The sequence below is a fragment of the Methylobacterium sp. J-059 genome (genome assembly GCF_022829485.1).
Lineage (GTDB): Bacteria > Pseudomonadota > Alphaproteobacteria > Rhizobiales > Beijerinckiaceae > Methylobacterium.
Map to the genome: position 1 here is coordinate 24,530 of NZ_JAKSYA010000098.1, position 20,964 is coordinate 45,493.

The following is a 20,964-nucleotide window of genomic DNA, read 5'->3' on the forward strand; positions in this document are numbered from 1 at the left end:
CGTATAGTCGAGGTGGATTGCTGCTACAACGCACCCGCGTTCAAGCTGCGGTGCTTGCACACGCTGCGCCAATTGATGCGGCAAAGGTGCCACGGTCGCGCGCGTGCGACGGAGATTGGTTTGCTCAATCGTGGATTGCCGACGGACCGCGGAGGCGGACGATCGCCGCGGCGACGGCATCGGTGAGCGCCCGGGCGATCGGGTGCCGATAATGGCTCTGGTCGAAGAACTGCGCATCCTCGTGCGTTTCGGGCGTGTCGCGGCGCTCGTCGAGCACGCTGCCGAGCGGATGGGTTGCGACCGCCGCCGCGATGGCGGCCTTGCAGGCCTGCTCGGCCGCCGCGCGGGCGGTCCCCGGGCGCGGCAGGGCCGAGGCATGGATCGGCGGAAACACCAGCACGACGGGGGTCGCGGGTGGGACGCGGGCGAGCATCGCGGTCAGGCGCGCGGCCGCGGGGAACGGGCCGGCCTTGTGCGGATCGGGGGTGTCCGGCACGGGCGGCCCCGCGCTCGGCGCGCGCCGGTCGCCGCCGCCGAACCCGAGCTTGAGATAATCCGGCTCGTAATCCCACCACCCGTCGGCGCGAGCCATCGGCCGCTTCCTGCGCAGCAGCCACCCGATCCGGCCGACGACCTCCTGGGCCACGTTGAAGCGCAGCAGGCCGAAGGCGTAGGCGACGGGGTCGCGTTCCAGGAGCCAGAAGGGGAACGGTTTGCCGGGCGGCAGCGCCGGATCGTCGGTGCACCAGAAGTCGTCGGCCGCCATCACCAAGGCGGCGGGTTTCGGATGATGGCGCAGGTACCAGTCGAGAACCAGCAGCTGCTCGCCCGGGCCCGTCGCCGGCACGGAGAGTTGCACGAACGGAATGCCGGTGGCGGCCGAGAGGCGGGCCGGCTCGACGAGCTGGATGTGCGAATTGCCGATGACGGCCCCCGTGAAGGCCGGGTCGCGCCCGCGGACCGCGAGCGCGGTGCGCGGCCCCTGGGGCCGGACGCCGCCGACGGAGAAGAGCGTGGAGCGCCCGCTGTCGTAGGGATCGATCGCGATCGCGAGGGCGAGGTAGCCGTACAGGAGGCCGATCGCCGTCAGCACGGCGGTGCGGGCGAAATCGTGCCAGGCCGTGTCGGGCGACGGGGTCCGCATCGGCTCAGAACTGGAAATAGATGAAGTCGTAATTGCCGTCGTCGCCGATCTTCAGGAGCACGACGACGAACAGCAGCGCGAAGGCGGCGGCGATGAGCCGGCTCGGCGGCATGCGGTGGACCGCGGCCCAGGCGCTCGGCCCGACCGTCGCCACGGCCGCGGCGACGGCGATGGTCCGCCACTTGAAGCCGGTGCCGGACGGACCGAAGCCGGCCAGCCCCTTGAACACGATCAGCGCCGCCTCGAAGCTGGTGGCGCGGAACAGCACCCAGGTCAGCACCACGAACAGGAACGTCAGCGCCCAGCCGAGGACCATCGGCATCCGAAGGTTCGCCCGGCGGAACAGGATGCCCGCCCCGAGGCCGGCCCCGTGCAGCGCTCCCCAGGCGACGAAGGTCAGCCCGGCCCCGTGCCAGAGGCCGCCGAGCGTCATCGTCGCGAACAGGGCCGCGACCTGGATGGCGAGGCCGCGGCGGTTGCCGCCGAACGGAATGTAGAGGTAGTCGCGCAGGAACCGCGACAGCGTCATGTGCCAGCGCCGCCAGAAGTCGCGCAGCGACGCCGACCGGTACGGCACGTCGAAGTTCTGCGGCAGCACGAGCCCGAACAGCAGCGCGATGCCCAGCGCCATGTCGGTGTAGCCCGAGAAGTCGAAGTAGATCTGGAAGGTGAACCCAAGGGTGGCCTGCCACGCCTCGGCGGTCGTCACCGCCTTGCCGGCGGCGGCGGCCTGGAACACCGGGTTGACGTAGCCCGCCAGCGGATCGCCGAAGAAGACCTTCTTCGACAGGCCGACGGTGAGCAGCATCAGTCCGCGGCAGATCCGCTCCGCCGCATCCGGGCGCGCATAGGGGCGCTCGTCGAACTGGTGCATGATCTCGCTCCAGCGCACGAGCGGGCCGGCGAGAACCTGCGGGAAGAAGGCGATGTAGAGCGCGTACTTGGTCAGCCCGAAGGCCGGCGCGCGGCCGGCCCGAAGGTCGGTCAGGTACATGATGTGGTGAAAGGTGAAGAACGAGATCCCGAGTGGCAGCACCCAGCCGAGCCGCGGCGCCTCGATCCCCGGGATCAGGCCGGCGAGGTCGGCGAAGAAATCGAGGTACTTGAACAGCGCCAGGACGACGAGGTTCGCCGCGATCGCACCCGGGATCAGCCAGCGGGTCGGCGCCCTGACGAAGGCGCGGGCGACGAGCCAGTTCGCCAGGATCGAGCCGAGCAGCAGCGGCACGAACCGCACGTCCCACCAGCCGTAGAACACGAACGACAGCAGGACGAGCAGCGGCAGCCGCAGGCCCGGCCGATGGCGCTCGACGAGGGCGTGCAGCGCGAGCGCCGCGGGCAGGAACGCGAGGAGGAAGACGAAGGAGTTGAACAGCATCGGCCGGGGCGGCGCGGCGGGGGGATGCCGCGCCGCTCGGACCGAGCGTCGGGCGGCCGCCTTGTCGGGGATCGACCGGGATGCGTCAATCGACGGCGTCGCGCCTTACGCGTGGGGCCGGGTCGCGAGGTCCAGCGTCGTGGCGGTTCCGACCAGCACCGCGCGGATCCGGCTGTCCAGGCTGTCGGTGAGGTCGTCGACCCGCAGGTGCACCGTGCTCCCGCAATCGGTGCCGGTGACCCAGAGGTCGTAATTCAGGCCCTCGCTGCGGAGGTGGCTGAGCAGCCGCTCCGATCCGATGCGGACCGCCTCGTTGTTCAGGGTGATGCAGCGCGCGTCCATGCCGTCTCCGAATGATCGGGAGGGTAACGCACGACCATGCCCGATCGATCGCCCGGTATGCGCGACCGAGGGTTTTCGCCCCGAACAGGGTGAACCGGCCCTCAACGCGGCCCGTAGGTGTGATCCTCGGCGGGGAAGCGCCCGGACCGGACCTCGTCGGCGTAGGTGCGCACCGCCTCCTCGATGTGGGCGCGCAGCGAGCCGAAGCTCTTCACGAATTTCGGCGCCCGGTCGCTCAGGCCGAGCATGTCCTCAAGCACCAGGATCTGGCCGTCGCAGGCCGCAGAGGCGCCGATGCCGATCGTCGGCGCGGTCACGGCCGGCGACCGGGCGATGGCGTTGGCCACCGGCTCGACGATGCCTTCCAGCACGATCGCGAAGGCGCCGGCCTCGCTGATCGCGCGGGCATCCTCCATCAGGATGCGCTCGCCGTCCGGGCCGCGGCCCTGGACGCGAAAACCGCCCATGGTGTTCACGGATTGCGGCGTCAGGCCGATATGGCCCATCACCGGAATGCCGCGCTGGGTCAGGAACGCGACGGTGTCGGCGAAGCGGGCACCGCCTTCCATCTTGATCGCGCCGGCCCCGGTCTCCTTCAGCACCCGCGCCGCGTTCATGAACGCCTGCTCGCGCGACGCCTCGTAGGACCCGAACGGCATGTCGACCACCACCAGCGCCCGCGAGGTGCCGCGGATCACCGCCTGGGCCTGGAGGATCATCATTTCCAGCGTGACCGGCAGGGTCGATTCGAGGCCGTGCATCACCATGCCGAGCGAGTCGCCGACGAGGATGAAGTCGCAATACGGATCGAGGATGCTGGCGGTGTGGGCGTGGTAGGCGGTCAGCGCGATGATCTTGGCGCCTTCGGCCTTCCGCTTGGCCAGATCCACCGCCATCACGCGCCGCGACTGCACGACCTGCGACATGGTCTTGGACTCCGTTCTCGTCACCTCGCCCGCGGCTGACGGGCCGGAGGCTCGCGGCCGATCAGGATCGCCCGCGCGCCTCCTCTACACCGTCCGGCGCCGAGAATCCCGCCCGCCGCTTTTCCTTTGCGGGAGGGTGTCAGGCTCGGCCGGGCGGGACGCGTCCACGCGAGCCGGCATGCGGCGCGCTCGCGAAGGCGCTAGCGCTCGCCGGTGGAGATGGGCTTGCGCGCCCATTCGGGGTCCTCTCGGACCACCGCGGTCTCGTGCTTGTCCTGCCAGCCCTCGATCCCGTCGGGGAACCAGTGCACCGCGGTGTAGCCCTGCCGGACGAGACGCTTGCCGGCGTTCCAGCTGCCCCAGCAATCGGGATGGCAGAAGGTGACGATGGGCTTCGCCTTGTCGCCGCCGCTCAGCGCCTCGACCCGCTTCAGGAACAGGTCCTCCCGTGCGGGATCGAGGGGCGCCGCGCCCGCATTCGGCATCCAGACGGCGCCGGGCACCGAGCGGTGGGCCGGAAGCCAGGGCCGGTCCGCCGGAAAGTTCGCGGGTTTCCGGTCGGCCAAAGCCACGTCGATCAGCAGCGGCTGCTTCGGCATCAGCGCGTCGAGGGCGGCGATGTCGACGACGACGGCGCCGCTCAGGGTCTTCGGCGTGTAGCCCTGCTGCACGCCCTCGTGCAGGCCCGCCGGCTCCGGCACGTTCACCGGCGAGTCCGCCGGCGCCGCGGCGAGGAGACCCGCGGCGGCGAGCGCCGTGCCGACGCGGATCAGGCGATGGGATCGGCGCGCGGGCATCAGTTGCTCGGGCTCGGCGCGCTGAAGCTGTGCTCCCACGAGCCGCCCTGGCTGTCGGTGGCGGCGACCTTGATCGGCTTGCCGGGCTCGGGGATGAGGCCGAAATTGATCACCGGGTTCGAGGCGATCGAGATGTCGCCGTCCATGGCGAACACGGTCTTGTCGCCGGCGGTGACGACGAGCTTGTTGATGTAGCGCGCCGGCGTGTAGTCGCGGGTCACCTGATTCATCTGCATGCCCGAGAAGTTCGGGTGGCGGATCATCAGCGTCGCCTCGACGGGCTTGCCCGCTTGGGCCTCGCCGGAAAACTTCATCCGCATGTCGCCCATGCCCTTCATCGCCTCCTCGTCGCTCATGCCCATCGGAGCGGAGCAGCCGCCCGACGCCTTCACGAACTTGACCGCCTCGTAGAGGCCGCCGTCCTTCGTCTCGGCGACGGCGTGGACGTTGGTGTAATTGTTCACGCGCACCCGGAGCTTCAGCTCGCTCGGGTCGGCGGCCGGGCCGAAGGTGAAGTGCGCGGCGTAGGGTGACGGGTTGTCGTCGATGACGAAGTGCACCGCCTTGATCTTGTCCTTCTCCGGCATGGTCAGGGTGATCGGCACCAGCGCCGCATCCATCGCGCGGTTCGGCGCGTCGATCCGGATGAGGCTGTCGGTCGGCTCGATCTTGCGGTCGCCGAACACCGACTTGGCGATCTCCTGCCAGCGCGCGGCGCGCTCGGCGTCGGTGTCAGAGGCACCGGCCGCCAGGACGGGTCCGGACAGGACCGGGCCGGCGAGGAGGATGGCGGCCGACAGGCTCGCGCTCAAGATCAACGAAAGGGCGGACTTCATGGCGTTCCTCCGATGGCGTGAAAGATAAGTCGTGCCGGGCCTCATTCCCACTCGAGCTCCTTGTAGGCCTCGGTGACGTTGCGGCCGTTGTAGCTGTCGAACAGGTCCCACTTGCCGCGCTCGGATTGCGCGACGGTCCCCACCGCCTTCTCGATCGACACGTCGGCGGCGATGGCCTTGCGGGTCTCGTCGCGCAGCGTGGTGAGATAGCCGGCGAGCGCATCGAGCCCCGGCGCCAGCGCGACGGACACCGGGCCGTGGCCGGGGACCGCCCGGGTCGCGCCCGAGCCCCGCAAACCCTCGATCTCCTTCAGCCACCCGTTGAGGTTGCCGTCGAGCGAGGGGATGCGGCCGACCGAGAGCAGGTCGCCGGTGAACAGCAGGCCGCTGGCGCTGTCGATCATCGAGAGATCGCAGGAGGTGTGCGCGGTGGCGTGTGCGGCGAAGCGCAGGGTGCGATCGCCAAGGTCGACCTCGGCCCCGTCCTTCACCTCCTGCGTCGGGTAGACGACGCTGCCGGCCTTGTCGGCACCGAGGATGTCGACGAGCCGCTGGCGGTAATAGTCGCCCCGCGCGTCGAGCGCCTCGCGCAGGCGGGCATGGCCGATGACGTTGGGCTTGTCGGCCAGGAAGGCCGCGGCGCCGAAGCAATGGTCGGGATGGACGTGGGTGATGACCACGTGCCGGATCGGCTTCGACGTGCGCTTCACGATCTCGGAGCGGAGCCATTGCCCGTCGGCGAGGCTGCCGCCCGACTCCGTGACCAGCACGGCCTCCTTGCCGACGATGAAGCCGATGTTGGCGATCGCGTCGTCGTTCTCGGGCGTCGCGTCGGCGTTCGGTCCGCGGCGCATGAAGATGCCGGGCCCGACCTCCTCCATCGCGAAGGACTCGGCAGAGAAGCCGGGCTTCGGAAGGCAGCACAGGCAGAACCCGCCGAAAAGCGCGGCGCGGCGCGTCAGCACGGCGCTCATCGCCGAGAATCCCTGCGGCGGGCATGGGCGTGGCGCTGAGCCGTTCCCGACATGCGGGACCTCCTGACTTATTGTTCCAACCATCTAGTAGGTAGATTTCTTCGGCGTCAAGTGCCACAAGGGGGAACGTGCTGCCCGGCGGCGCGCTGCGAACACGGTTTCCGACCCCGCGATGCGAGACACCCGCGCCGAGTTGCTGCTTCAGGCCGAGATGCTGGTGCGCGGGCGCGGCTGGTCCGGCTTCAGCTACGCCGACCTCGCCGAGGTGGTCGGCATCCGCAAGGCCAGCATCCACCATCACTTCCGGACCAAGGACGATCTCGGCGCGGCGCTGGTGGCGGCCTACGGCGAACGCTACGACGCGGCCCTCGCCGACATCTGCGCAACGCACCCGGCCGGCATCGACCGGATCGCGGCTTACGGCCGGCTCTATCTCGGCGGTGTCGAGCAGGGACTCGGCTGCCTGTGCGCCGCGCTCGCCACGGAGGGAGACGCGCTGCCCGAACGGCTACGGGGCGACGTCGGCGCGTTCTTCGCCCATCACCTGACGTGGCTGGAGCAGGTGTTTCGCGACGGCGCGGCCGATGGGAGCATCCGGGCCGGGCTCGACCCCGCGCGCCATGCCCGCCTGGTGGTGGCGACGCTCGAAGGCGCGCTGCTGCTGGAGCGGCTGCTCGGCGGGCCCGAAGCCTTCGCCGGGACGCTGACCGCGCTAACCGACCGCCTGCGCTGACCCGGCTCGCGAACGATGGCCGCCCGAGATGGACGGGTTTCGCGCCGCTGACATCGGGGGCCGGATTGAAAGCAGCGCCGCCCGGCTCTTCGATTAGATTAAAGTCTTTTTCACTCGGCCAGTCTAGGTATTAAGTCCCGAACGACGATCCGAACCCGAGCCGAACCGCATGCCCGTCTCCGCCTCGAACATCGTCGGCCGAGCCGCGGACGCGGCGGTCGAGCCGGCGCCGACCTTGGCGACGATCTCGACCCTGACCGCCGGGGTCAGCCGGGTGGCACAGGAGAAGATCGGGCGCATCCACCAGATCACCGCGCAGGCGAAGATCCTTGCGCTCAACGCGCTGATCGAGGCGGCCCATGCCGGTGAGCACGGCAAGGGTTTCTCCGTGGTGGCACAGGAGGTCCGCGGCATCGGCGCCGAGATCGAGAGCCTCGCCCGCGAGCTGGAGACGCAGCTGTCCGGGCATATCGGCGAGCTCGGCCGCACCGTCGGCGCGATGGCCGTCCAGGCCCAGGGCGAGCGGATGATCGATCTCGCCCTCAATGCGATCGAGCTCGTCGACCGCAATCTCTACGAGCGGACCTGCGACGTGCGCTGGTGGGCGACGGATGCGGCCCTGGTCGCCTGCGTGACCGAGCCCGGCGAAGCGACCGCGGCCCATGCGTGCGCACGCCTCGGCGTGATCCTGTCCGCCTACACGGTCTATCTCGACCTCTGGGTCTGCGACCGCGACGGACGCATCCTCGCCGTCGGCAGGCCGGATCGGTATCCCGGTGTGCGCGGCGACAGCGTCGCCGACGAGCCCTGGTTCCGAGAGGCCGCAGCCCTGCGCAGCGGCGACGACTACGTCTCCGGCAACGTGCGGCGCGAGGCGCGTCTCGGCGGGGCGCAGGTCGCGACGTACTGCGCGAGCATCCGCGCGGGCGGGCGAGCGGACGGGGTGCCGGCCGGCGTCCTGGCGATCCACTTCGACTGGGAACCGCAGGCGCGGGCGATCGTGGCGGGCGTGCGGGTCTCGCCGCAGGATCGTGCCCGCACGCGGGTGCTGCTCGTGGATGCGGACCGCCGCGTCCTCGCCGCCTCCGACGACCGGGGCGTGCTGAGCGAGACGCTGGCCTTCGATCCGAAGGGAAGCGCCAACGGCGTGGTGCAGGGCGCGGCCGTCACCGCCTTCCACCGCACCCCCGGCTACGAGACCTATGCGGGCCTCGGCTGGTACGGGGTGATCGTCCAAACCCGCTGACGCGGGCGCCCTGTCAAGCGGCGGCGTTCTGGCCCGATTTCCCGAGTGCGTCGGCCACGAAGCGGGCGTAGCCGGAGGCCCGCAGGGCGCAGGCCGGGCAGGCGCCGCAGCCGTAGCCCCAGGCGTGGCGCGCGCCGCGCTCGCCGAGGTAGCAAGTGTGGCTGTCCTCGACGATCAGATCGACCAGCGGCCGTCCGCCCAGGCGCTCGGCGAGGCGCCAGGTCTCGGCCTTGTCGAGCCACATCAGCGGGGTGTGCAGCACGAAGCGTCGCTCCATGCCGAGGTTGAGCGCGACCTGCAGCGCCTTGATCGTGTCGTCGCGGCAATCCGGGTAGCCGGAATAGTCGGTCTCGCACATGCCGCCGACGACGTGCCGCAGGCCCCTTCGATAGGCCAGAGCGGCGGCGAAGGTGAGGAAGATGAGGTTGCGGCCCGGCACGAAGGTGTTCGGCAGCCCGCCGGCCTCGAAGCCGATCGCCGTCTCGCGCGTCAGCGCCGTCTCCGAGACCTGCCCGAGCGCGTCGAGGGCCAGGGTGTGGTCCGCGCCGAGCCGTTCCGCCCAGTCGGGGCGGATCCCGACGATCCCGTCGCGGAGCGCGTCGCGGCCGTCGAGCTCGATTCGGTGGCGCTGGCCGTAGTCGAAGCCCAGCGTCTCGACATGGGCGAACCGGTCGAGCGCCCAGGCGAGGCAGGTGGCGGAATCCTGGCCGCCCGAGAACAGGACCAGTGCGCGCTCGTCAGTCACCGTCGTACTCCGCCCAGGACATCGGCGTCTCGAACACCTTCACCGAGCTGAGGCCCGGCAGGCCGTCCTTCGTGCGATGCCAGATCCAGGCCGCGATGTTCTCGGCGGTCGGGTTCTCCAGACCCTCGACCTCGTTGAGGCAGTAATGATCGAGCCGGAGCAGCACCGGCGCGAAGATCGCCTCCATGTCGAAGAAGTCGACCACCCAGCCGGTCCGCGGGTCGACCGGGCCGGCGACCGTCAGCTCGACGCGGTAGGAATGCCCGTGCATCCGGTGGCAGCGGTGGGTCTCGGGCACGTTCGGCAGGCGGTGGGCCGCCTCGAAGGTGAAAGCCTGGGTGATCTTCATCCTGCTACTCCGCCTTGCCCGAGACGCCGGCCTTGCCCGAGACCCCGGCCTGCTCGAACGTCGCCATGTCGCGATGGCAGGCGAGCGCGCCCTTCAGCAGCCCCATCGCCATGCCGGCGCCCGAGCCCTCGCCGAGCCGCATGCCGAGGGCCAGCAGCGGCACCAGCCCGAGGCGTTCCAGCACCTCCGCATGGGCGCCCTCGGCCGAGACGTGGCCGGCGAGGCAATGGTCGAGCGCGCGCGGGTCGAGGGCGTGCAGCACCGCCGCGGCGGCGGTCGCGACGTAGCCGTCGAGCACCACCGGCACCCGCTGCAGCCGCGCGGCCAGGATCGCGCCGGCCATCGCCGCGACCTCGCGCCCGCCGAGGCGGCGCAGGACCTCGAGCGGGTCGTCGAGATGGCCGTCATGGTGGGCGAGCGCGGCCTCCACCGCCGCGACCTTCCGCGCGATCCCGGCCTCGTCCAAGCCGGTGCCGCGCCCGACCCAGTGCGACGGCGCTCCCCCGAACAGGGCGGCGTAGATCGCGGCGGCGATCGTGGTGTTGCCGATGCCCATCTCGCCGACGCCGACGCAATCCGTGCCGGCGGCCACCGCCTCCATGCCGAACGCCATGGTCGCGACGGTGGCCTTCTCGTCGAGGGCCGCGTCTTGCGTGATGTCGCCGGTCGGCAGGTCGATGGCGAGGTCGAACACCTTGAAGCCGAGGCCGTAGGCGGCGCAGATCTGGTTGATCGCTCCCCCGCCCGCGGCGAAGTTCTCGAGCATCTGGCGATTCACCGCATCGGGGAAGGCCGAGACGCCGCGCTTCGTCACGCCGTGGCTGCCGGCGAACACGCAGACCAGCGGCCGGTCCAGCGTCGGCATCGCCTTCCCCTGCCACGCCCCGAGCCAGGCGACGAGCTGCTCCATCCGCCCGAGCGCGCCGGCGGGCTTCGTCAGCCGCGCCTCGCGCGCCGCGATCGCCGCGGTCGCATCGCGATCGGGGCCGGGCATCGTCTCGATCAGGCGGCGGATATCCGCGAACGGGGTCGGGTCGGTCATCGGGTCCGAAGGATTGTTGTGGGCGGGCTTGCGCCGGTGGACGGGCGCGCCGTTCCCGCGAGCTATAGTGGTGCGGGACGCGCGGGTGAAGGCTGCGTGCGGACGAAGGCCGATTGCGAGCGAAGGCGGCGTGATGGTGGGCGGACCGTTCCGCGGCGAGGCCGACTGGCCGGGCCGCAACCTGTTGCACGATCTGGCGGCGTGCCTGCGCTTCTACTCGCGCCTGCCGCTGCCGAGGTTTCCGGGCGAGCCCGATCCGCACGCCGTCCCCGACTTCCGGACGATCCCGCGGATGCTGCCGCTGGCCGGCCTGATCCTGGCGCTGCCGCCGGCCCTCGTGCTGCTCGCCGGATGGTGGATCGACCTCGGGCCCTTCGTCGCGGCGACGCTCGCCGTCGCCGTCGCGGTGATGCTCACCGGTGCGCTGCACGAGGACGGCCTCGCCGACGTCGCCGATGGGTTCGGCGGCGGCGCGACGCCGGAGCGCAGGCTCGAGATCATGAAGGACAGCCGCATCGGCGCCTATGGCGGCGTCGCGCTGATGCTGTCGCTGGCGCTCCGGATCGGCGCGCTCGCCACCCTGCTGGACCGGACCGGCACGGCCGCCGCCACCGGCCTCGCCCTCGCCGCGATCCTGTCGCGGGTCGCCGCGCTCGCGCCGATGGTTCTGCTCGCGCCGGCCCGACCCGGGGGCTTGTCCGCCGCGGTCGGCCGCCCGAGCCGGGCGGCGACGGGCACGGCCATCGGCATCGGATTGGTATTGGCATTGCTGGCGCGCCCGCTCGGCCTGCCGTTCTCCGGCATCCTCGCGATGGTGGTGCTGGCGCCGCTTGCCGCCCTCGCCATGACGCGCATCGCCCGGCGGAAGATCAGCGGGCAGACCGGCGACGTCGTCGGAGCCTGCCAGCAGGTCGCGGAGATCGGGGCCCTGCTCGCCCTGCTGGCCACGGTCTGAGCTTGATCGCAAGGCCACGAAGCGGGCATGGACGCGGCATGAACCCGCCCATCCCGACGTCGTCCGGCAAACCCTCGAGCCCGTGCACCAAGGTCTGCGTCCTCGACGGGCCGAGCGGCCTGTGCATCGGCTGCGGCCGGACGCGCGACGAGATCGGGCTGTGGGGCTCGCTCTCCGAGCCGCAGCGCCGCGCGATCATGGCAGGGCTCCCGGCCCGGTTGCGGGGGGCCGGTCTCGCGGTGGCCGGAACGCCGGCATGACGATCCTCGCGTTGATCGCGATCGGCCTGGTGGTGGCCGTGCTGGTCGCGACCGACGGCGGCCGGATCGCCGGGGCGATCGAGCCCGACCAGCTCGCCGGCCTCGCCTGGGGCGCCGGCATCCTCGCGCTGGTGGTCGCCGGGTTCTGGCGGCAATTCGCCGGTGCCCCCGGAAAGAACCTCCAGGCGCTGCTGCTCTGGTGCGGCCTCGGGCTCGCCTGCATCGTCGGCTACGTCTATCGCGAGCCGCTGCAGGAGGTCGGCGCGCGGGTGACCGGTGCGTTGCGCCCCGGCTCTCCGACGATCGGCCCCGGGGGCACGGTGACGATCACGCGCCGGTCGGACGGCGCATTCCTGGTCGAGGCGCAGGTCGATGGGCGCAGCCAGAGCTTCGCCTTCGATACCGGCGCCAGCGCGGTCGTCCTCACCGCGGAGAACGCCGCGGCGCTCGGCCTCCGCCCGGAAGCCGGCGCATTCACCGCCCGCGTCGCGACGGCGAACGGCATCGCCTATGCCGCGCCGACCACGCTCGACGCGCTCGCCATCGGCCCGATCACGGAACGGCGCGTCCCGGCGCTCGTCGCCATGCCGGGCGCCCTCGACGGCAACCTGCTCGGGCAGAGCTTCCTGACGCGGCTCGCCGGCTACGAGGTCCGCGGCGACCGGCTGATCCTGCGCGGGCGCTGATCAGGCGGCGTCCCGCTCCGGCAGCGCCCGCGAGACCAGCGCCACGGCCGCGCGCAGGGTCGCGAGGTCGGCCGCGGCCTCGACGCCCGCCGTCGAGAGGTGGCGCCGGTACGCCCGCGCGCCCGGCCGCCCGTTGAACAGCCCGAGCATGTGCCGGGTGATGGCGTGGAGCCGCTCGCCGCCCTCCAACGCCGCCGCGACGTAGGGCGCATAGGCCTCGACCGCCTCGAACGCGTCCGCCACCGGGGCCGGCGCCCCGAACAGCTCGGGATCGACCGCGATCAGCCCGGCCGGATCGCCGTAGGCCGCGCGCCCGACCATCACGCCGTCGAGGCCGGACAGGTGCGCCTTCGCCTGCGCCACGGTGGCGATGCCGCCGTTCACCGCGATCGGCAGGGCGGGAAATGCCTGCTTGAGGCGGACCACCCGGCCGTAGTCGAGGGGCGGCACGTCGCGGTTCTCCTTCGGCGACAGGCCCTGGAGCCAGGCCTTGCGCGCGTGCACGATCAGCCCGTCGACGCCGGCCGCGACGACCGCGCGGGCGAGCGTGTCGAGCGCCGGCTCCGGGTCCTGCTCGTCCACGCCGATCCGGCACTTCACCGTCACCGGCACCCGCACCGCCGCCTTCATCGCCGCGACGCAGGCGCCGACATGCTCCGGCTCCAGCATCAGGCAGGCGCCGAAGCGCCCGTTCTGCACCCGGTCCGACGGGCAGCCGACGTTCAGGTTGATCTCGTCGTAGCCGTAGCCCTCCGCGATCCGCGCGGCCTCGGCGAGGTCGGCCGGCTCGGAGCCGCCGAGCTGCACCGCCACCGGATGCTCCGCGCGCGAGAACCCGAGCAGCCGCTCCCGCGGGCCGTGGATGACCGCGCCGGTGGTGATCATCTCGGTATAGAGCCGCGCCCGCGCCGACAGCACACGATGGAACGCCCGGCAATGGCGATCCGTCCAGTCCATCATCGGCGCGACGCTAAAGCGCCAGCCCGCGAGGGTGCCTTCCGTCTCGGCCGCCGCAATCATTCGGATCTCGTACCCTAAAAAGCATCTCTCGCCGGCAGGACGCCGCCCTGCCCGCCTGCGGCGGCTTTGCCGTATCCACCTCGGCCGCGAGCCGGCGCGCGGACGCGTTCGGATACCATGCGCAGGAGACGGCACAAAGGCAGCACGGTGGGCTCGGCGATGCGCGGGCCCGAGCGACGCCTCGGTTGCGAGCGCCGTCGCGAGCCATGGGATCGATGCGCCGCGTGCGCGACGGCAAGGGACCGCTCCGCCAACCCACCCGCCGATACCCACTTGCCGATACCCACTTGCCAAGCGCGGAACGAGCCTCTAGACACCCCCTCGCGACCGGAACAGGCCTCCACCGCCGACCGGTCCGCAGGGCGCCCGTAGCTCAGCTGGATAGAGCACCAGACTACGAATCTGGGGGTCAGAGGTTCGAATCCTTTCGGGCGCGCCATTCCCACACAGCAATGCGAACACCGGGCGGTGGCCATGCGCCCGTCACGACGACGCCCAGATGGTCCTGTCATCGACTCGGTCGACGACGTTCGTCACGGCGCGGTCGACGAACACCGGAAGCCACGCGTTTCGTAACGAAATCTCGCCCGTCGTCGTGGTCTCTCGCATCGGCCGGGGGAACCCACGGTCGGCAACCGGGCGAACGCGCGGGAAACTCGCCGACACGGGGCCGTTGCAGCGCCGCATCTGCTGAGGTCCGCTGAGCCGTCGGCAGCCTGCAGCGTTCCTTCCCGACCGCTTCGAAATCGCCAACCTCGTCCTCGACCATTCGACAGAGCCGGTCTAGGTTCCGTTTCACGGCGGCGGTGGCGAAACTCCTGTCCTGCTATTGGATCTGCGTAGGCGCTCGGAGCGCAACGCGCGGACGCGAGGTGCGTGACATTCGCGGTTGCTTCGTCGCACAGCGCGCGCAAGGTAGTTCATGATTTTGATGCTACTCTTTATCGATATATCGAAATGTATTTATTGAGCCTAACTGCCTACTCGTCTCCAAGATGCTACAAGTTGTGATCTCTGGGGATAAAAAATCAAAAACCAATTTATTGATCAAATCTCACAGCCAACTTAATGTTAGTCGTGAAATATTTAATAACAATCCTTGAGACGACCATTTCGAAAGCATCGCTTTGATGAACTACGACAAGATCGAATCCCCGGAGCCATAGATGGACAAACGCTCGGAAGTCGTACGGCTGTCGTCGGCTCTCGCGGCTCGGGTCCGCTATGCGCAGATGGTGGGCGGTCCGATCCTGCCGGCGCAGATCGAAGCGCTTCTCGATGCGGCGAGGCTGCTTCAGGCCTGCGACGTCCCGTGGCCGCCTTTGGTCGAGCAGGTGCTCCACGATGTCGCCAAGGACCTGGAGGGTCCGGCGAGAACGCTCGATGTCGAGCCCGGCGGCTAAGTCGGGCGTTCCCCGATGCCGAAGCTCGCGGAGCATCAGCCGTTGCCCGACGGCCCCATCTTGCTTGCGGGCACGAATCCCATCAGCGCGGCCAGCCCGGCCTCGGTGATCGTCCAGCGGCAGGCACCGGCGGGGTCGGCCTCCGGCAAGGGCTCGATCAGCCCGCGCTTGGCCAGGGCTCGAATCTGGTGGTCCTGCGGATGGTAGAGGCGAGCGCCGCGCGACAGGATCTCGAGGCGGTAGCGCCCGCTCGCGGGCAGCCAGGGCTTCGCTTCAGCCATGGCGCCGCCGCTCCCGGCCGGCCATCGCGGCGAAGGGCCTGACGGCACGGCTCGCGAAGGGTTGGGCGAGCCAGGCATGGCCCGCAATACCCTTGGGATCCGCCGGCTTGTCGCTCGCAGCCACCCGGTCCGCGATGACGACGTGGCAGGGCACTGGATCGGTCGTGTCGACGCCTGAGGCGGTACTCGATCGATCGGTCGGTGAGTCCGCCCGCACCGGAGTACGCTCGGCCGCGTTTCCGAGCCTGCCCGCGAGATCGGACGCGGCTCGGACCCATTCGCCGAATGCGAAGGAAACGCCCACGCGACGCGAGACGGGCAGAATGGCGGGGTTCCCCCGCGCCAGACGGTCGCCGTCGACCTCCAGTTGTGGGGCGAGGATCTGACCGATCGACGCAAGAATCCTGTGCAAAACGCTAAATCGCGCCTCAAAACAGTAAACCGATGACGCGTCGAGCGCGGCGCACTCGATGTCGGGTTTCTCAAGACCAATCAGGCGTTGGTCGTTGCCAGTGAGCCTCCCGGGAAGCGTGTCGAGGAGAGGGACAAAGCTCCACTCCGCCTCATCCGGCTTCATAACATCGACTACGAATGCTGAATATCCCGGCCGAAATCCCATTCTACGCTCACTTTCTCTGAGCTATCGCATGCATATCACAGCCTAGAAAGAAGATATCAATCAAATTTCTAATTTATGTAATCTAATATATGATGCTCCAATGGATATTAAATCAAAATCCCGCACGGACGATGACGATCTCAGCAATTCGGCAGCGCTGTTTGCAGCCATCGGGCGATCGTCCAGCACAAAAATCCGAACATCATCGACGGACGACGATGGCATCTCGGCCCCATCCGAGGCACCGGACCATCCGCAGCAGGTGTCCTGGAAACTGGCAAAAATCCACTATAAGGCCGCCCCAAACGCAACGTCTGGTTTAATATAGGTTAACATTGACATTTTCTCCTAATGGATACAGTTTTTCGTCAAATACAATTTGGCAGAAATCAATAAACGGCAAAATGCTCGATCCGGGTCGTGGACGGGCTTCGAAGCGCGATCAGAACCGACTGGTCACTTCGTCGCCTGAAATCAGCATCGCGGATCCGCTGCAGGACACGATCGAGGGAAACATCGCAGCCGGCAGGAGCCGGGATATCGATCGCGACAGGCGAGAATTCGTTCGAGGGCAGGCCATGCATACGATCTCTACCGATGGGTTCACGCGTCCCAGTCACGTCGACGCCGGGGTGGCGCCGATGCTGCAATGGTTGAAGATCAGCGCGCTGACGATCGACCCGAGCTACCAGCGCCCGATCATCGGTGTGGGTCGCAGGAACGTCGAACGCATTGCCAGCATGTTCTCGTGGTGCTGCTTCACCCCCGTGGTCGTCTCCCCCGTCGAAGGCGGCCGCTTCGCGATCATCGACGGGCAGCATCGCACCACGGCGGCGCTGCTCGTCGGGTACGACGAGGTGCCCTGCCAGATCGTGATCGCCGCGCGTGAGCAGCAGGCGGCGGCGTTCAAGGCGATCAACTGCGTCACCACGCCGATCGCCCGCGTCGCGGTCCACGCCGCCGCCCTGGTCGCCGGCGAGACCTGGGCCGTCCAGGTCGCCGACGTCTGCGCCCGGGCGGACGCCACGCTGCTCCGCTATCCGCTGCCGATCAGCAAGCAGGCCGCCGGCCAGACCATGGCGGTCGGCGCGATCAAGCAATGCATCAAGCGGCACGGCCAGAACACCGTCATCACCGCCCTGCAATGCGTGATCGAGACCGGCAACAACAAGCCCGGGATGCTGAATGCCCGCATGATCAAGGCCCTGTGCGCGGCGATCGACCGGCATCAGGACTGGCGCGACGGCGGCCTCGCCCTGTTCGACGCGTTCGACCAGATCGATCTCGCGCGCCTGCAGGCCCGCTGCGACGACGGCTCGGCCACCGGAAGCGACCTCGTGCAGAGAATGGCCGAGGTGATCGCGGTCGAGCTGTCGGCCCTGATGCCGGTCACGCGCGAGCATCGGCCCGTGCGCTGGGACGCGCCGCGCCCCAAGCTCGAGGTCGTCAACCTCTGAGCGCGGTGCATCGCGTTGAGACCGCCTCGCCACGTCGGCCCCCCTGCGACCCGGCCACAGTTCGCGCGCGCGGGCGGCGTGTGACGGGTCGAGCGCGATCCTGCCTGCCGACGTCGTGATCGAGCCACGGCGGAGGCACGACAATGCCGTCCGGGGCCGCTCGCGTTGCCCGGCGACCGAACGCCTGCGCCGGAGAATCGACAACGGGCCGACGGTACCAAGCCGCCGAATGCCGCTCGCACGCCCCGCCATCGTCACGTGCGCCGCGATGCACATCCTTCGAATCCGGGCGATCGAAGGGATGGGATCCACCTGCACCTCCGCATCGGCACGGAACGAGCGGGACGCATGCGATACGCGCCCATCCGATCGAGATCGGATGCGCGCGGGTTCGGAACGAGGGCTCCTCGGTCGCGGCGTCAGACGAAGAACAGGTCGTGGACGATTCCCTTCAGATGGGCGTCGTTCGCCCAGTTCGAGGCGCCGACGAGATCGCTGGCGCGAGCCACGTCGTCCGGCACCTCGCCCTGCCCCTGTGCCAGCAGCGTACCGTTCTTGAACAGTTGCATCAGGCCGTGGCTGTCCACGCCGGCGTGCCAGGTCGCCGTCTCTCCCTCGACGATCGCGTCCGCGGCGGCGATCCGGTGTGCGACGCCCTTGTCGAAGATCTCGAACGCCATGGTGTCGGACTGCCCGACCTGCCCCAGCCAGATGTTGTCCGTCCCCGCGCCGTTGCCGGTGTCGAACACGCGCTGGAAGCCGCCCGCATCGAGGTCGTCGAAGCGTACGGTCGCGTAGGCGTCGAACGCGCCGTGGATCTCGGGAATTGCGTTGTGGGCCTGGACCTCGAGATGGTTCACGCTGCCGACCAAAGGGGTATCGCTGGCATAGTTGGACGCGCCGATCAGGCTGTAGCCCCGCACCACGTCCGACGGCACCGCGCCCTCGCCCTGCGTGAGCAGCACGCCGTCCTTGTAGATGCGCATGACGCCGCCCTCGTCGACGCTCGCCTGCCACAGCGCGGTTTCGCTCTGGGTGATCGCATGCTTGGCGACCAGCCGGTGCTTGATGCCGTCCTCGATGATCTCGAACGCCATGTCGGCGCCGTTCCCGACCTGGCCCATCCAGATGTTGTTCGTGTCCGCGCCGCTGCCGGTGTCGAAGATCCGCTGGTACCAGCCGTGTCCGAGATCATCGAAGCGCGCCTCGGCGCTGACCGAGAAAGCGCCTTCGGCATGATTCAGTTCGCTGTAGGCATGGACGTCGACCTTGCCGGCACTGCCGAGCAGCGGCGCATCACTCGCCCAGTTGGACTTGCCGACCAACTCGCTGGTGCGCACGACATCGGCGGGAACGACCCCGTGCCCTTCGGCGAGCAGGACGCCGTCCTTATAGAGCTTCATCACGCCGGTCTCGTCGACGCTCGTCGTCCAGTGCGCGTCCTGCCCGGCGACGATCGCGTCCTTGGCGGTGATCCTGTGATCCTCGCCGTCGCGCCAGATCGAGAACACCATGTCGGTGCTGTCGGCGCGCTGGCCCAGGAACACGTTGTCCCGCTCGGGGCCGTTGCCGAAGTCGAACACGCGCTGCCACGCGCCGCCGGCCGGATCGTCGAACCGGGCGACGACGTCCGCCACGAAGGCGCCATGGATGTCCGCCGGATTCTGGGCCACGGTGACGTCGAGCACCTTGCCGATCAGCGGCGTGTCCCAGCCCCAGTTGGATTTGCCGACCAGTTCGCTGGCGCGCGCGACGTCGGCGGGGACGACACCTTGACCCTGCGCCACCAGCGTGCCGTTCTTCGACAGGAGCATCGTGCCGCCGTCGTCGACCGCGACCTTCCACGTCGCCGTCTCGCCCGCAACGATCGCGTTCGCGGCGGTGATGCTGTAGGGCCGGCCGTCGCGCCAGATCGCGAACATCATGTCGGTGCTGTCGGCGCGCTGGCCCAGGAACACGTTGTCCTGCCCGGGGCCGTTGCCGAAGTCGAACACGCGCTGCCACGTGCCGCCGGCGGGATCGTCGAACCGGGCCTGGGCGGTGGCGGTGAAGGCGCCGTGGATGTCGGCGGCCAGCACGGCCGGAATGACGGTTTCCTGCTGCCCGACGCCTCCGCGCGCGCGCAACGCAGCCATCAGGTCGGCGACCGCGATCGTGCCGTCGTCGAACGACAGCATCTCGATGCCGTTGAGCGTATCCGTGCCGGTCGCCGCGCCGCGGATCGAGAAGCCGGCGTTCAACGCGGCGGGATTCCAGATCACGGTGTAATCCGCGCGGTTGCCCGCGTACACCGCCGTGTCGAAGCCCGTGCCGCCGACGAGCGCGTCGTCGCCGCCATTGCCGGTCAGCTTGTCGTCGCCGGCGCCGCCATCGAGCCGGTTGGCGATATCGTTGCCGATCAGGATGTCGGCCGCGTGGCCGCCGACCGCATTCTCGATCGTGACGCCGTTGGCGATGGTGAAGCCGCCGGTGAACGTCTCGGACGTGCTCACCCAGCCGCCGCCGCCGATCTCCTCCTTCAGCGTCGCGGCGCGCAGATCGATCTTGGAACGGACGTCGCCGACGTACGCGATCGAGTCGATGCCGCCGGTATCCCAGATCGTCGTATATCCGTGGTTGAAGTCGACGTCGTCGCCGAAGCGATAGACGGTGTCGCCGGTGGCGTTTTCGGACCGGCCGTACATGGCCTGCAGCGCGGCGATGTCGATCGCGGCATAAGAGCCGGGCTGAGCGTTGAGCGGCGTTCCGTAATCGACCCAGGGCGTGAACGGGTTGTCCTCGCCCAGGAATGGCGAGGTGTAGGTCATCACAGAGTACAGCTGAGAATTCAGCTGATGCCTGCCGGGATCGCCCGCCCAGGTCGCGCCATCCAAGACATTTCCGAAATCGAGGTCGTGAGTGTGCTTGAGGCCCAGGGCATGGCCGGTCTCGTGGAACCATGTTTCCGAGTAGGTGCCCAGCCGCACCGCCGCGGCCGATCCGGCCACATTGGCGTTGATGCCGATGACGCTGTCGGCGCTGGTCACGCCCACCCACGGCAGCACCGATTCGCCGCCGCCGCCTTCCTCGAGCCTGAAGCTCAGATTGCCGTCCCATGCGACCTCGGTGAAGCGCAAGGCGGTGAAGCTTTCGATATTTGCGATGATCTCGCGATAGAATGGCTTCCAGTCGCCCTCGTCCATGTCCGGGACGCCGTTGCCGTTGATGTCGCTGTAGGCGAAACTGTAGGTCAGGTCCGATCCGATCCAGGCTCGCCCGACGTTCAGGCTGTCGATCACCGGATTGCCAAAATACCAGATGCCCGTGGTCTGCTCGGCCATGCTTCGCCCCCCGATATGCGCGCGTCCGCCGATCGCAGATCCGGCGCGCGATGCCGTCAGGTTTATTTTCCGAGGTTCGAACAAGCCGTTAACAGCCTTGCTCGATTCTTCGCAGATCGTACTTTTGCGGCTCGCGCCCGTTGCGCCGGCGCGCAGTCCTTACATCGAGTTAATACTGAAAATATCCACAGAACGAAGGCAATAAGACCGTATATCTGCTTCGATCTTTACATAAGAAATTATGCCGATCTTGAAGCGCCTAACAGACCCGTCAGATCTGGTTGCGGGTCATGAGGCTTGCGGCGAGGGCAGTGAAGGCGTCGTGGATGTCGGCGCGTCGCTTGTAGCGGACGGGCAGGCGACGGAAGCGGTCGAACCCGGCATGGGTCCGCTCCACGACCCAGCGGGGGCGACCGCGCCTCTCACGGCTCGTCGCAATCGCGAACGCCTC

General features: G+C 69.1%; 21 protein-coding genes, 1 tRNA gene and 1 pseudogene. 8 read left to right on the forward strand and 15 right to left on the reverse strand.

The features are described from left to right. Positions 1-124 precede the first annotated feature (124 nt). The 7 genes from MKK55_RS11145 to MKK55_RS11175 form a co-directional block, all read right to left on the reverse strand. Entirely contained in the window at positions 125-1,144 is a 1,020-nt protein-coding gene (locus tag MKK55_RS11145; RefSeq protein WP_243934716.1) for a hypothetical protein, read from the reverse strand. Positions 1,145-1,148: 4 nt separating this feature from the next. Beyond that, entirely contained in the window at positions 1,149-2,522 is a 1,374-nt protein-coding gene (locus MKK55_RS11150; protein WP_243934718.1) for an MBOAT family O-acyltransferase, read from the reverse strand. 105 nt (positions 2,523-2,627) lie between these two features. Then, positions 2,628-2,864, reverse strand: a complete 237-nt coding sequence (locus tag MKK55_RS11155) for a hypothetical protein (RefSeq protein ID WP_147841765.1) — start codon at positions 2,862-2,864, stop codon at positions 2,628-2,630. Positions 2,865-2,965: 101 nt separating this feature from the next. Beyond that, on the reverse strand, positions 2,966-3,790 hold the full coding sequence (panB, locus tag MKK55_RS11160; RefSeq protein ID WP_147727435.1) for a 3-methyl-2-oxobutanoate hydroxymethyltransferase: 825 nt from the start codon (positions 3,788-3,790) through the stop codon (positions 2,966-2,968). Between the two features lie 200 nt (positions 3,791-3,990). Further along, positions 3,991-4,587 (reverse strand): rhodanese-like domain-containing protein, encoded by a 597-nt coding sequence (locus MKK55_RS11165; protein ID WP_147841763.1) that lies wholly within the window; start codon positions 4,585-4,587, stop codon positions 3,991-3,993. Further along, positions 4,587-5,423, reverse strand: a complete 837-nt coding sequence (locus MKK55_RS11170) for a quinoprotein dehydrogenase-associated SoxYZ-like carrier (RefSeq protein ID WP_243934720.1) — start codon at positions 5,421-5,423, stop codon at positions 4,587-4,589. Before MKK55_RS11170 ends, MKK55_RS11165 begins: the two co-directional genes overlap by 1 nt. A 41-nt stretch (positions 5,424-5,464) precedes the next feature. Continuing rightward, a complete protein-coding gene (locus tag MKK55_RS11175; RefSeq protein ID WP_147727432.1) occupies positions 5,465-6,397 on the reverse strand; it encodes a quinoprotein relay system zinc metallohydrolase 2 in 933 nt (310 codons plus the stop codon). Positions 6,398-6,569: 172 nt separating this feature from the next. On the opposite strand from MKK55_RS11175, the gene MKK55_RS11180 reads away from it, so the two are divergent. Continuing rightward, on the forward strand, positions 6,570-7,130 hold the full coding sequence (locus MKK55_RS11180) for a TetR/AcrR family transcriptional regulator (RefSeq protein ID WP_243934722.1): 561 nt from the start codon (positions 6,570-6,572) through the stop codon (positions 7,128-7,130). Between the two features lie 169 nt (positions 7,131-7,299). Continuing rightward, positions 7,300-8,376 (forward strand): methyl-accepting chemotaxis protein, encoded by a 1,077-nt coding sequence (locus MKK55_RS11185; protein WP_243934724.1) that lies wholly within the window; start codon positions 7,300-7,302, stop codon positions 8,374-8,376. Positions 8,377-8,389: 13 nt separating this feature from the next. Here the strand turns inward: MKK55_RS11185 and queC are convergent, their stop codons facing one another. From queC to cobT, 3 genes are read right to left on the reverse strand one after another with little or no spacing between them, the layout of a single operon-like run. Then, positions 8,390-9,121 (reverse strand): 7-cyano-7-deazaguanine synthase QueC, encoded by a 732-nt coding sequence (gene queC / locus MKK55_RS11190; RefSeq protein WP_243934725.1) that lies wholly within the window; start codon positions 9,119-9,121, stop codon positions 8,390-8,392. Further along, positions 9,114-9,470 carry a 6-carboxytetrahydropterin synthase QueD gene (gene queD / locus MKK55_RS11195; protein ID WP_147841758.1) on the reverse strand — a complete coding sequence of 119 codons (357 nt, stop codon included), beginning with the start codon at positions 9,468-9,470 and terminating at the stop codon, positions 9,114-9,116. Before queD ends, queC begins: the two co-directional genes overlap by 8 nt. Before the next feature lie 4 nt (positions 9,471-9,474). Beyond that, on the reverse strand, positions 9,475-10,512 hold the full coding sequence (gene cobT / locus MKK55_RS11200; protein WP_243934726.1) for a nicotinate-nucleotide--dimethylbenzimidazole phosphoribosyltransferase: 1,038 nt from the start codon (positions 10,510-10,512) through the stop codon (positions 9,475-9,477). Between the two features lie 133 nt (positions 10,513-10,645). Here cobT and cobS point away from each other — a divergent pair, with 133 nt between their 5' ends. From cobS to MKK55_RS11215, 3 genes are read left to right on the forward strand one after another with little or no spacing between them, the layout of a single operon-like run. Next, positions 10,646-11,467 (forward strand): adenosylcobinamide-GDP ribazoletransferase, encoded by an 822-nt coding sequence (gene cobS, locus MKK55_RS11205; RefSeq protein WP_243934727.1) that lies wholly within the window; start codon positions 10,646-10,648, stop codon positions 11,465-11,467. Between the two features lie 38 nt (positions 11,468-11,505). Continuing rightward, entirely contained in the window at positions 11,506-11,727 is a 222-nt protein-coding gene (locus MKK55_RS11210; RefSeq protein WP_147841755.1) for a DUF1289 domain-containing protein, read from the forward strand. Then, a complete protein-coding gene (locus tag MKK55_RS11215) occupies positions 11,724-12,413 on the forward strand; it encodes a TIGR02281 family clan AA aspartic protease (protein ID WP_243934728.1) in 690 nt (229 codons plus the stop codon). Before MKK55_RS11210 ends, MKK55_RS11215 begins: the two co-directional genes overlap by 4 nt. On the opposite strand, the gene dusA is transcribed toward MKK55_RS11215, so the two are convergent. Beyond that, entirely contained in the window at positions 12,414-13,433 is a 1,020-nt protein-coding gene (dusA, locus tag MKK55_RS11220; RefSeq protein WP_279596122.1) for a tRNA dihydrouridine(20/20a) synthase DusA, read from the reverse strand. It abuts the gene before it with no gap. A gap of 362 nt (positions 13,434-13,795) precedes the next feature. Between dusA and MKK55_RS11225 the strand changes: the two genes are divergently transcribed. Further along, positions 13,796-13,872 (forward strand) — tRNA-Arg (locus MKK55_RS11225). A 727-nt stretch (positions 13,873-14,599) separates the two neighbouring features. Further along, positions 14,600-14,836 carry a hypothetical protein gene (locus MKK55_RS11230; protein WP_243934729.1) on the forward strand — a complete coding sequence of 79 codons (237 nt, stop codon included), beginning with the start codon at positions 14,600-14,602 and terminating at the stop codon, positions 14,834-14,836. A 35-nt stretch (positions 14,837-14,871) separates the two neighbouring features. On the opposite strand, the gene MKK55_RS11235 is transcribed toward MKK55_RS11230, so the two are convergent. Together MKK55_RS11235 and MKK55_RS11240 are read right to left on the reverse strand one after the other, a co-directional pair. Next, the gene (locus MKK55_RS11235) at positions 14,872-15,117 is read right to left on the reverse strand and encodes a hypothetical protein (RefSeq protein ID WP_243934730.1); all 246 of its coding nucleotides are present in this window, start codon (positions 15,115-15,117) and stop codon (positions 14,872-14,874) included. Next, positions 15,110-15,694, reverse strand: a complete 585-nt coding sequence (locus tag MKK55_RS11240; RefSeq protein ID WP_243934732.1) for a hypothetical protein — start codon at positions 15,692-15,694, stop codon at positions 15,110-15,112. Before MKK55_RS11240 ends, MKK55_RS11235 begins: the two co-directional genes overlap by 8 nt. Before the next feature lie 446 nt (positions 15,695-16,140). On the opposite strand from MKK55_RS11240, the gene MKK55_RS11245 reads away from it, so the two are divergent. Next, positions 16,141-17,193: a ParB N-terminal domain-containing protein gene (locus MKK55_RS11245; protein ID WP_243934734.1), complete on the forward strand. Its 1,053-nt coding sequence runs from the start codon at positions 16,141-16,143 to the stop codon at positions 17,191-17,193. Positions 17,194-17,612: 419 nt separating this feature from the next. Here the strand turns inward: MKK55_RS11245 and MKK55_RS11250 are convergent, their stop codons facing one another. Together MKK55_RS11250 and MKK55_RS11255 are read right to left on the reverse strand one after the other, a co-directional pair. Beyond that, positions 17,613-20,513 carry a M10 family metallopeptidase C-terminal domain-containing protein gene (locus MKK55_RS11250; RefSeq protein WP_243934736.1) on the reverse strand — a complete coding sequence of 967 codons (2,901 nt, stop codon included), beginning with the start codon at positions 20,511-20,513 and terminating at the stop codon, positions 17,613-17,615. A 271-nt stretch (positions 20,514-20,784) separates the two neighbouring features. Further along, a pseudogene (locus MKK55_RS11255) lies at positions 20,785-20,937 on the reverse strand (IS5/IS1182 family transposase); the annotation flags it as partial. Positions 20,938-20,964 lie beyond the last annotated feature (27 nt).

Bases quoted from the DNA above. Each gene is read 5' to 3' on its own strand.
- MKK55_RS11145 (WP_243934716.1), bottom strand. From the start codon at position 1,144: ATGCGGACCCCGTCGCCCGACACGGCCTGGCACGATTTCGCCCGCACC.
- MKK55_RS11150 (WP_243934718.1), bottom strand. From the start codon at position 2,522: ATGCTGTTCAACTCCTTCGTCTTCCTCCTCGCGTTCCTGCCCGCGGCG.
- MKK55_RS11155 (WP_147841765.1), bottom strand. From the start codon at position 2,864: ATGGACGCGCGCTGCATCACCCTGAACAACGAGGCGGTCCGCATCGGA.
- panB (WP_147727435.1), bottom strand. From the start codon at position 3,790: ATGTCGCAGGTCGTGCAGTCGCGGCGCGTGATGGCGGTGGATCTGGCC.
- MKK55_RS11165 (WP_147841763.1), bottom strand. From the start codon at position 4,587: ATGCCCGCGCGCCGATCCCATCGCCTGATCCGCGTCGGCACGGCGCTC.
- MKK55_RS11170 (WP_243934720.1), bottom strand. From the start codon at position 5,423: ATGAAGTCCGCCCTTTCGTTGATCTTGAGCGCGAGCCTGTCGGCCGCC.
- MKK55_RS11175 (WP_147727432.1), bottom strand. From the start codon at position 6,397: ATGAGCGCCGTGCTGACGCGCCGCGCCGCGCTTTTCGGCGGGTTCTGC.
- MKK55_RS11180 (WP_243934722.1), top strand. From the start codon at position 6,570: ATGCGAGACACCCGCGCCGAGTTGCTGCTTCAGGCCGAGATGCTGGTG.
- MKK55_RS11185 (WP_243934724.1), top strand. From the start codon at position 7,300: ATGCCCGTCTCCGCCTCGAACATCGTCGGCCGAGCCGCGGACGCGGCG.
- queD (WP_147841758.1), bottom strand. From the start codon at position 9,470: ATGAAGATCACCCAGGCTTTCACCTTCGAGGCGGCCCACCGCCTGCCG.
- cobT (WP_243934726.1), bottom strand. From the start codon at position 10,512: ATGACCGACCCGACCCCGTTCGCGGATATCCGCCGCCTGATCGAGACG.
- cobS (WP_243934727.1), top strand. From the start codon at position 10,646: ATGGTGGGCGGACCGTTCCGCGGCGAGGCCGACTGGCCGGGCCGCAAC.
- MKK55_RS11210 (WP_147841755.1), top strand. From the start codon at position 11,506: ATGAACCCGCCCATCCCGACGTCGTCCGGCAAACCCTCGAGCCCGTGC.
- MKK55_RS11215 (WP_243934728.1), top strand. From the start codon at position 11,724: ATGACGATCCTCGCGTTGATCGCGATCGGCCTGGTGGTGGCCGTGCTG.
- dusA (WP_279596122.1), bottom strand. From the start codon at position 13,433: ATGATTGCGGCGGCCGAGACGGAAGGCACCCTCGCGGGCTGGCGCTTT.
- MKK55_RS11230 (WP_243934729.1), top strand. From the start codon at position 14,600: ATGGACAAACGCTCGGAAGTCGTACGGCTGTCGTCGGCTCTCGCGGCT.
- MKK55_RS11235 (WP_243934730.1), bottom strand. From the start codon at position 15,117: ATGGCTGAAGCGAAGCCCTGGCTGCCCGCGAGCGGGCGCTACCGCCTC.
- MKK55_RS11240 (WP_243934732.1), bottom strand. From the start codon at position 15,694: ATGAAGCCGGATGAGGCGGAGTGGAGCTTTGTCCCTCTCCTCGACACG.
- MKK55_RS11245 (WP_243934734.1), top strand. From the start codon at position 16,141: ATGCTCGATCCGGGTCGTGGACGGGCTTCGAAGCGCGATCAGAACCGA.
- MKK55_RS11250 (WP_243934736.1), bottom strand. From the start codon at position 20,513: ATGGCCGAGCAGACCACGGGCATCTGGTATTTTGGCAATCCGGTGATC.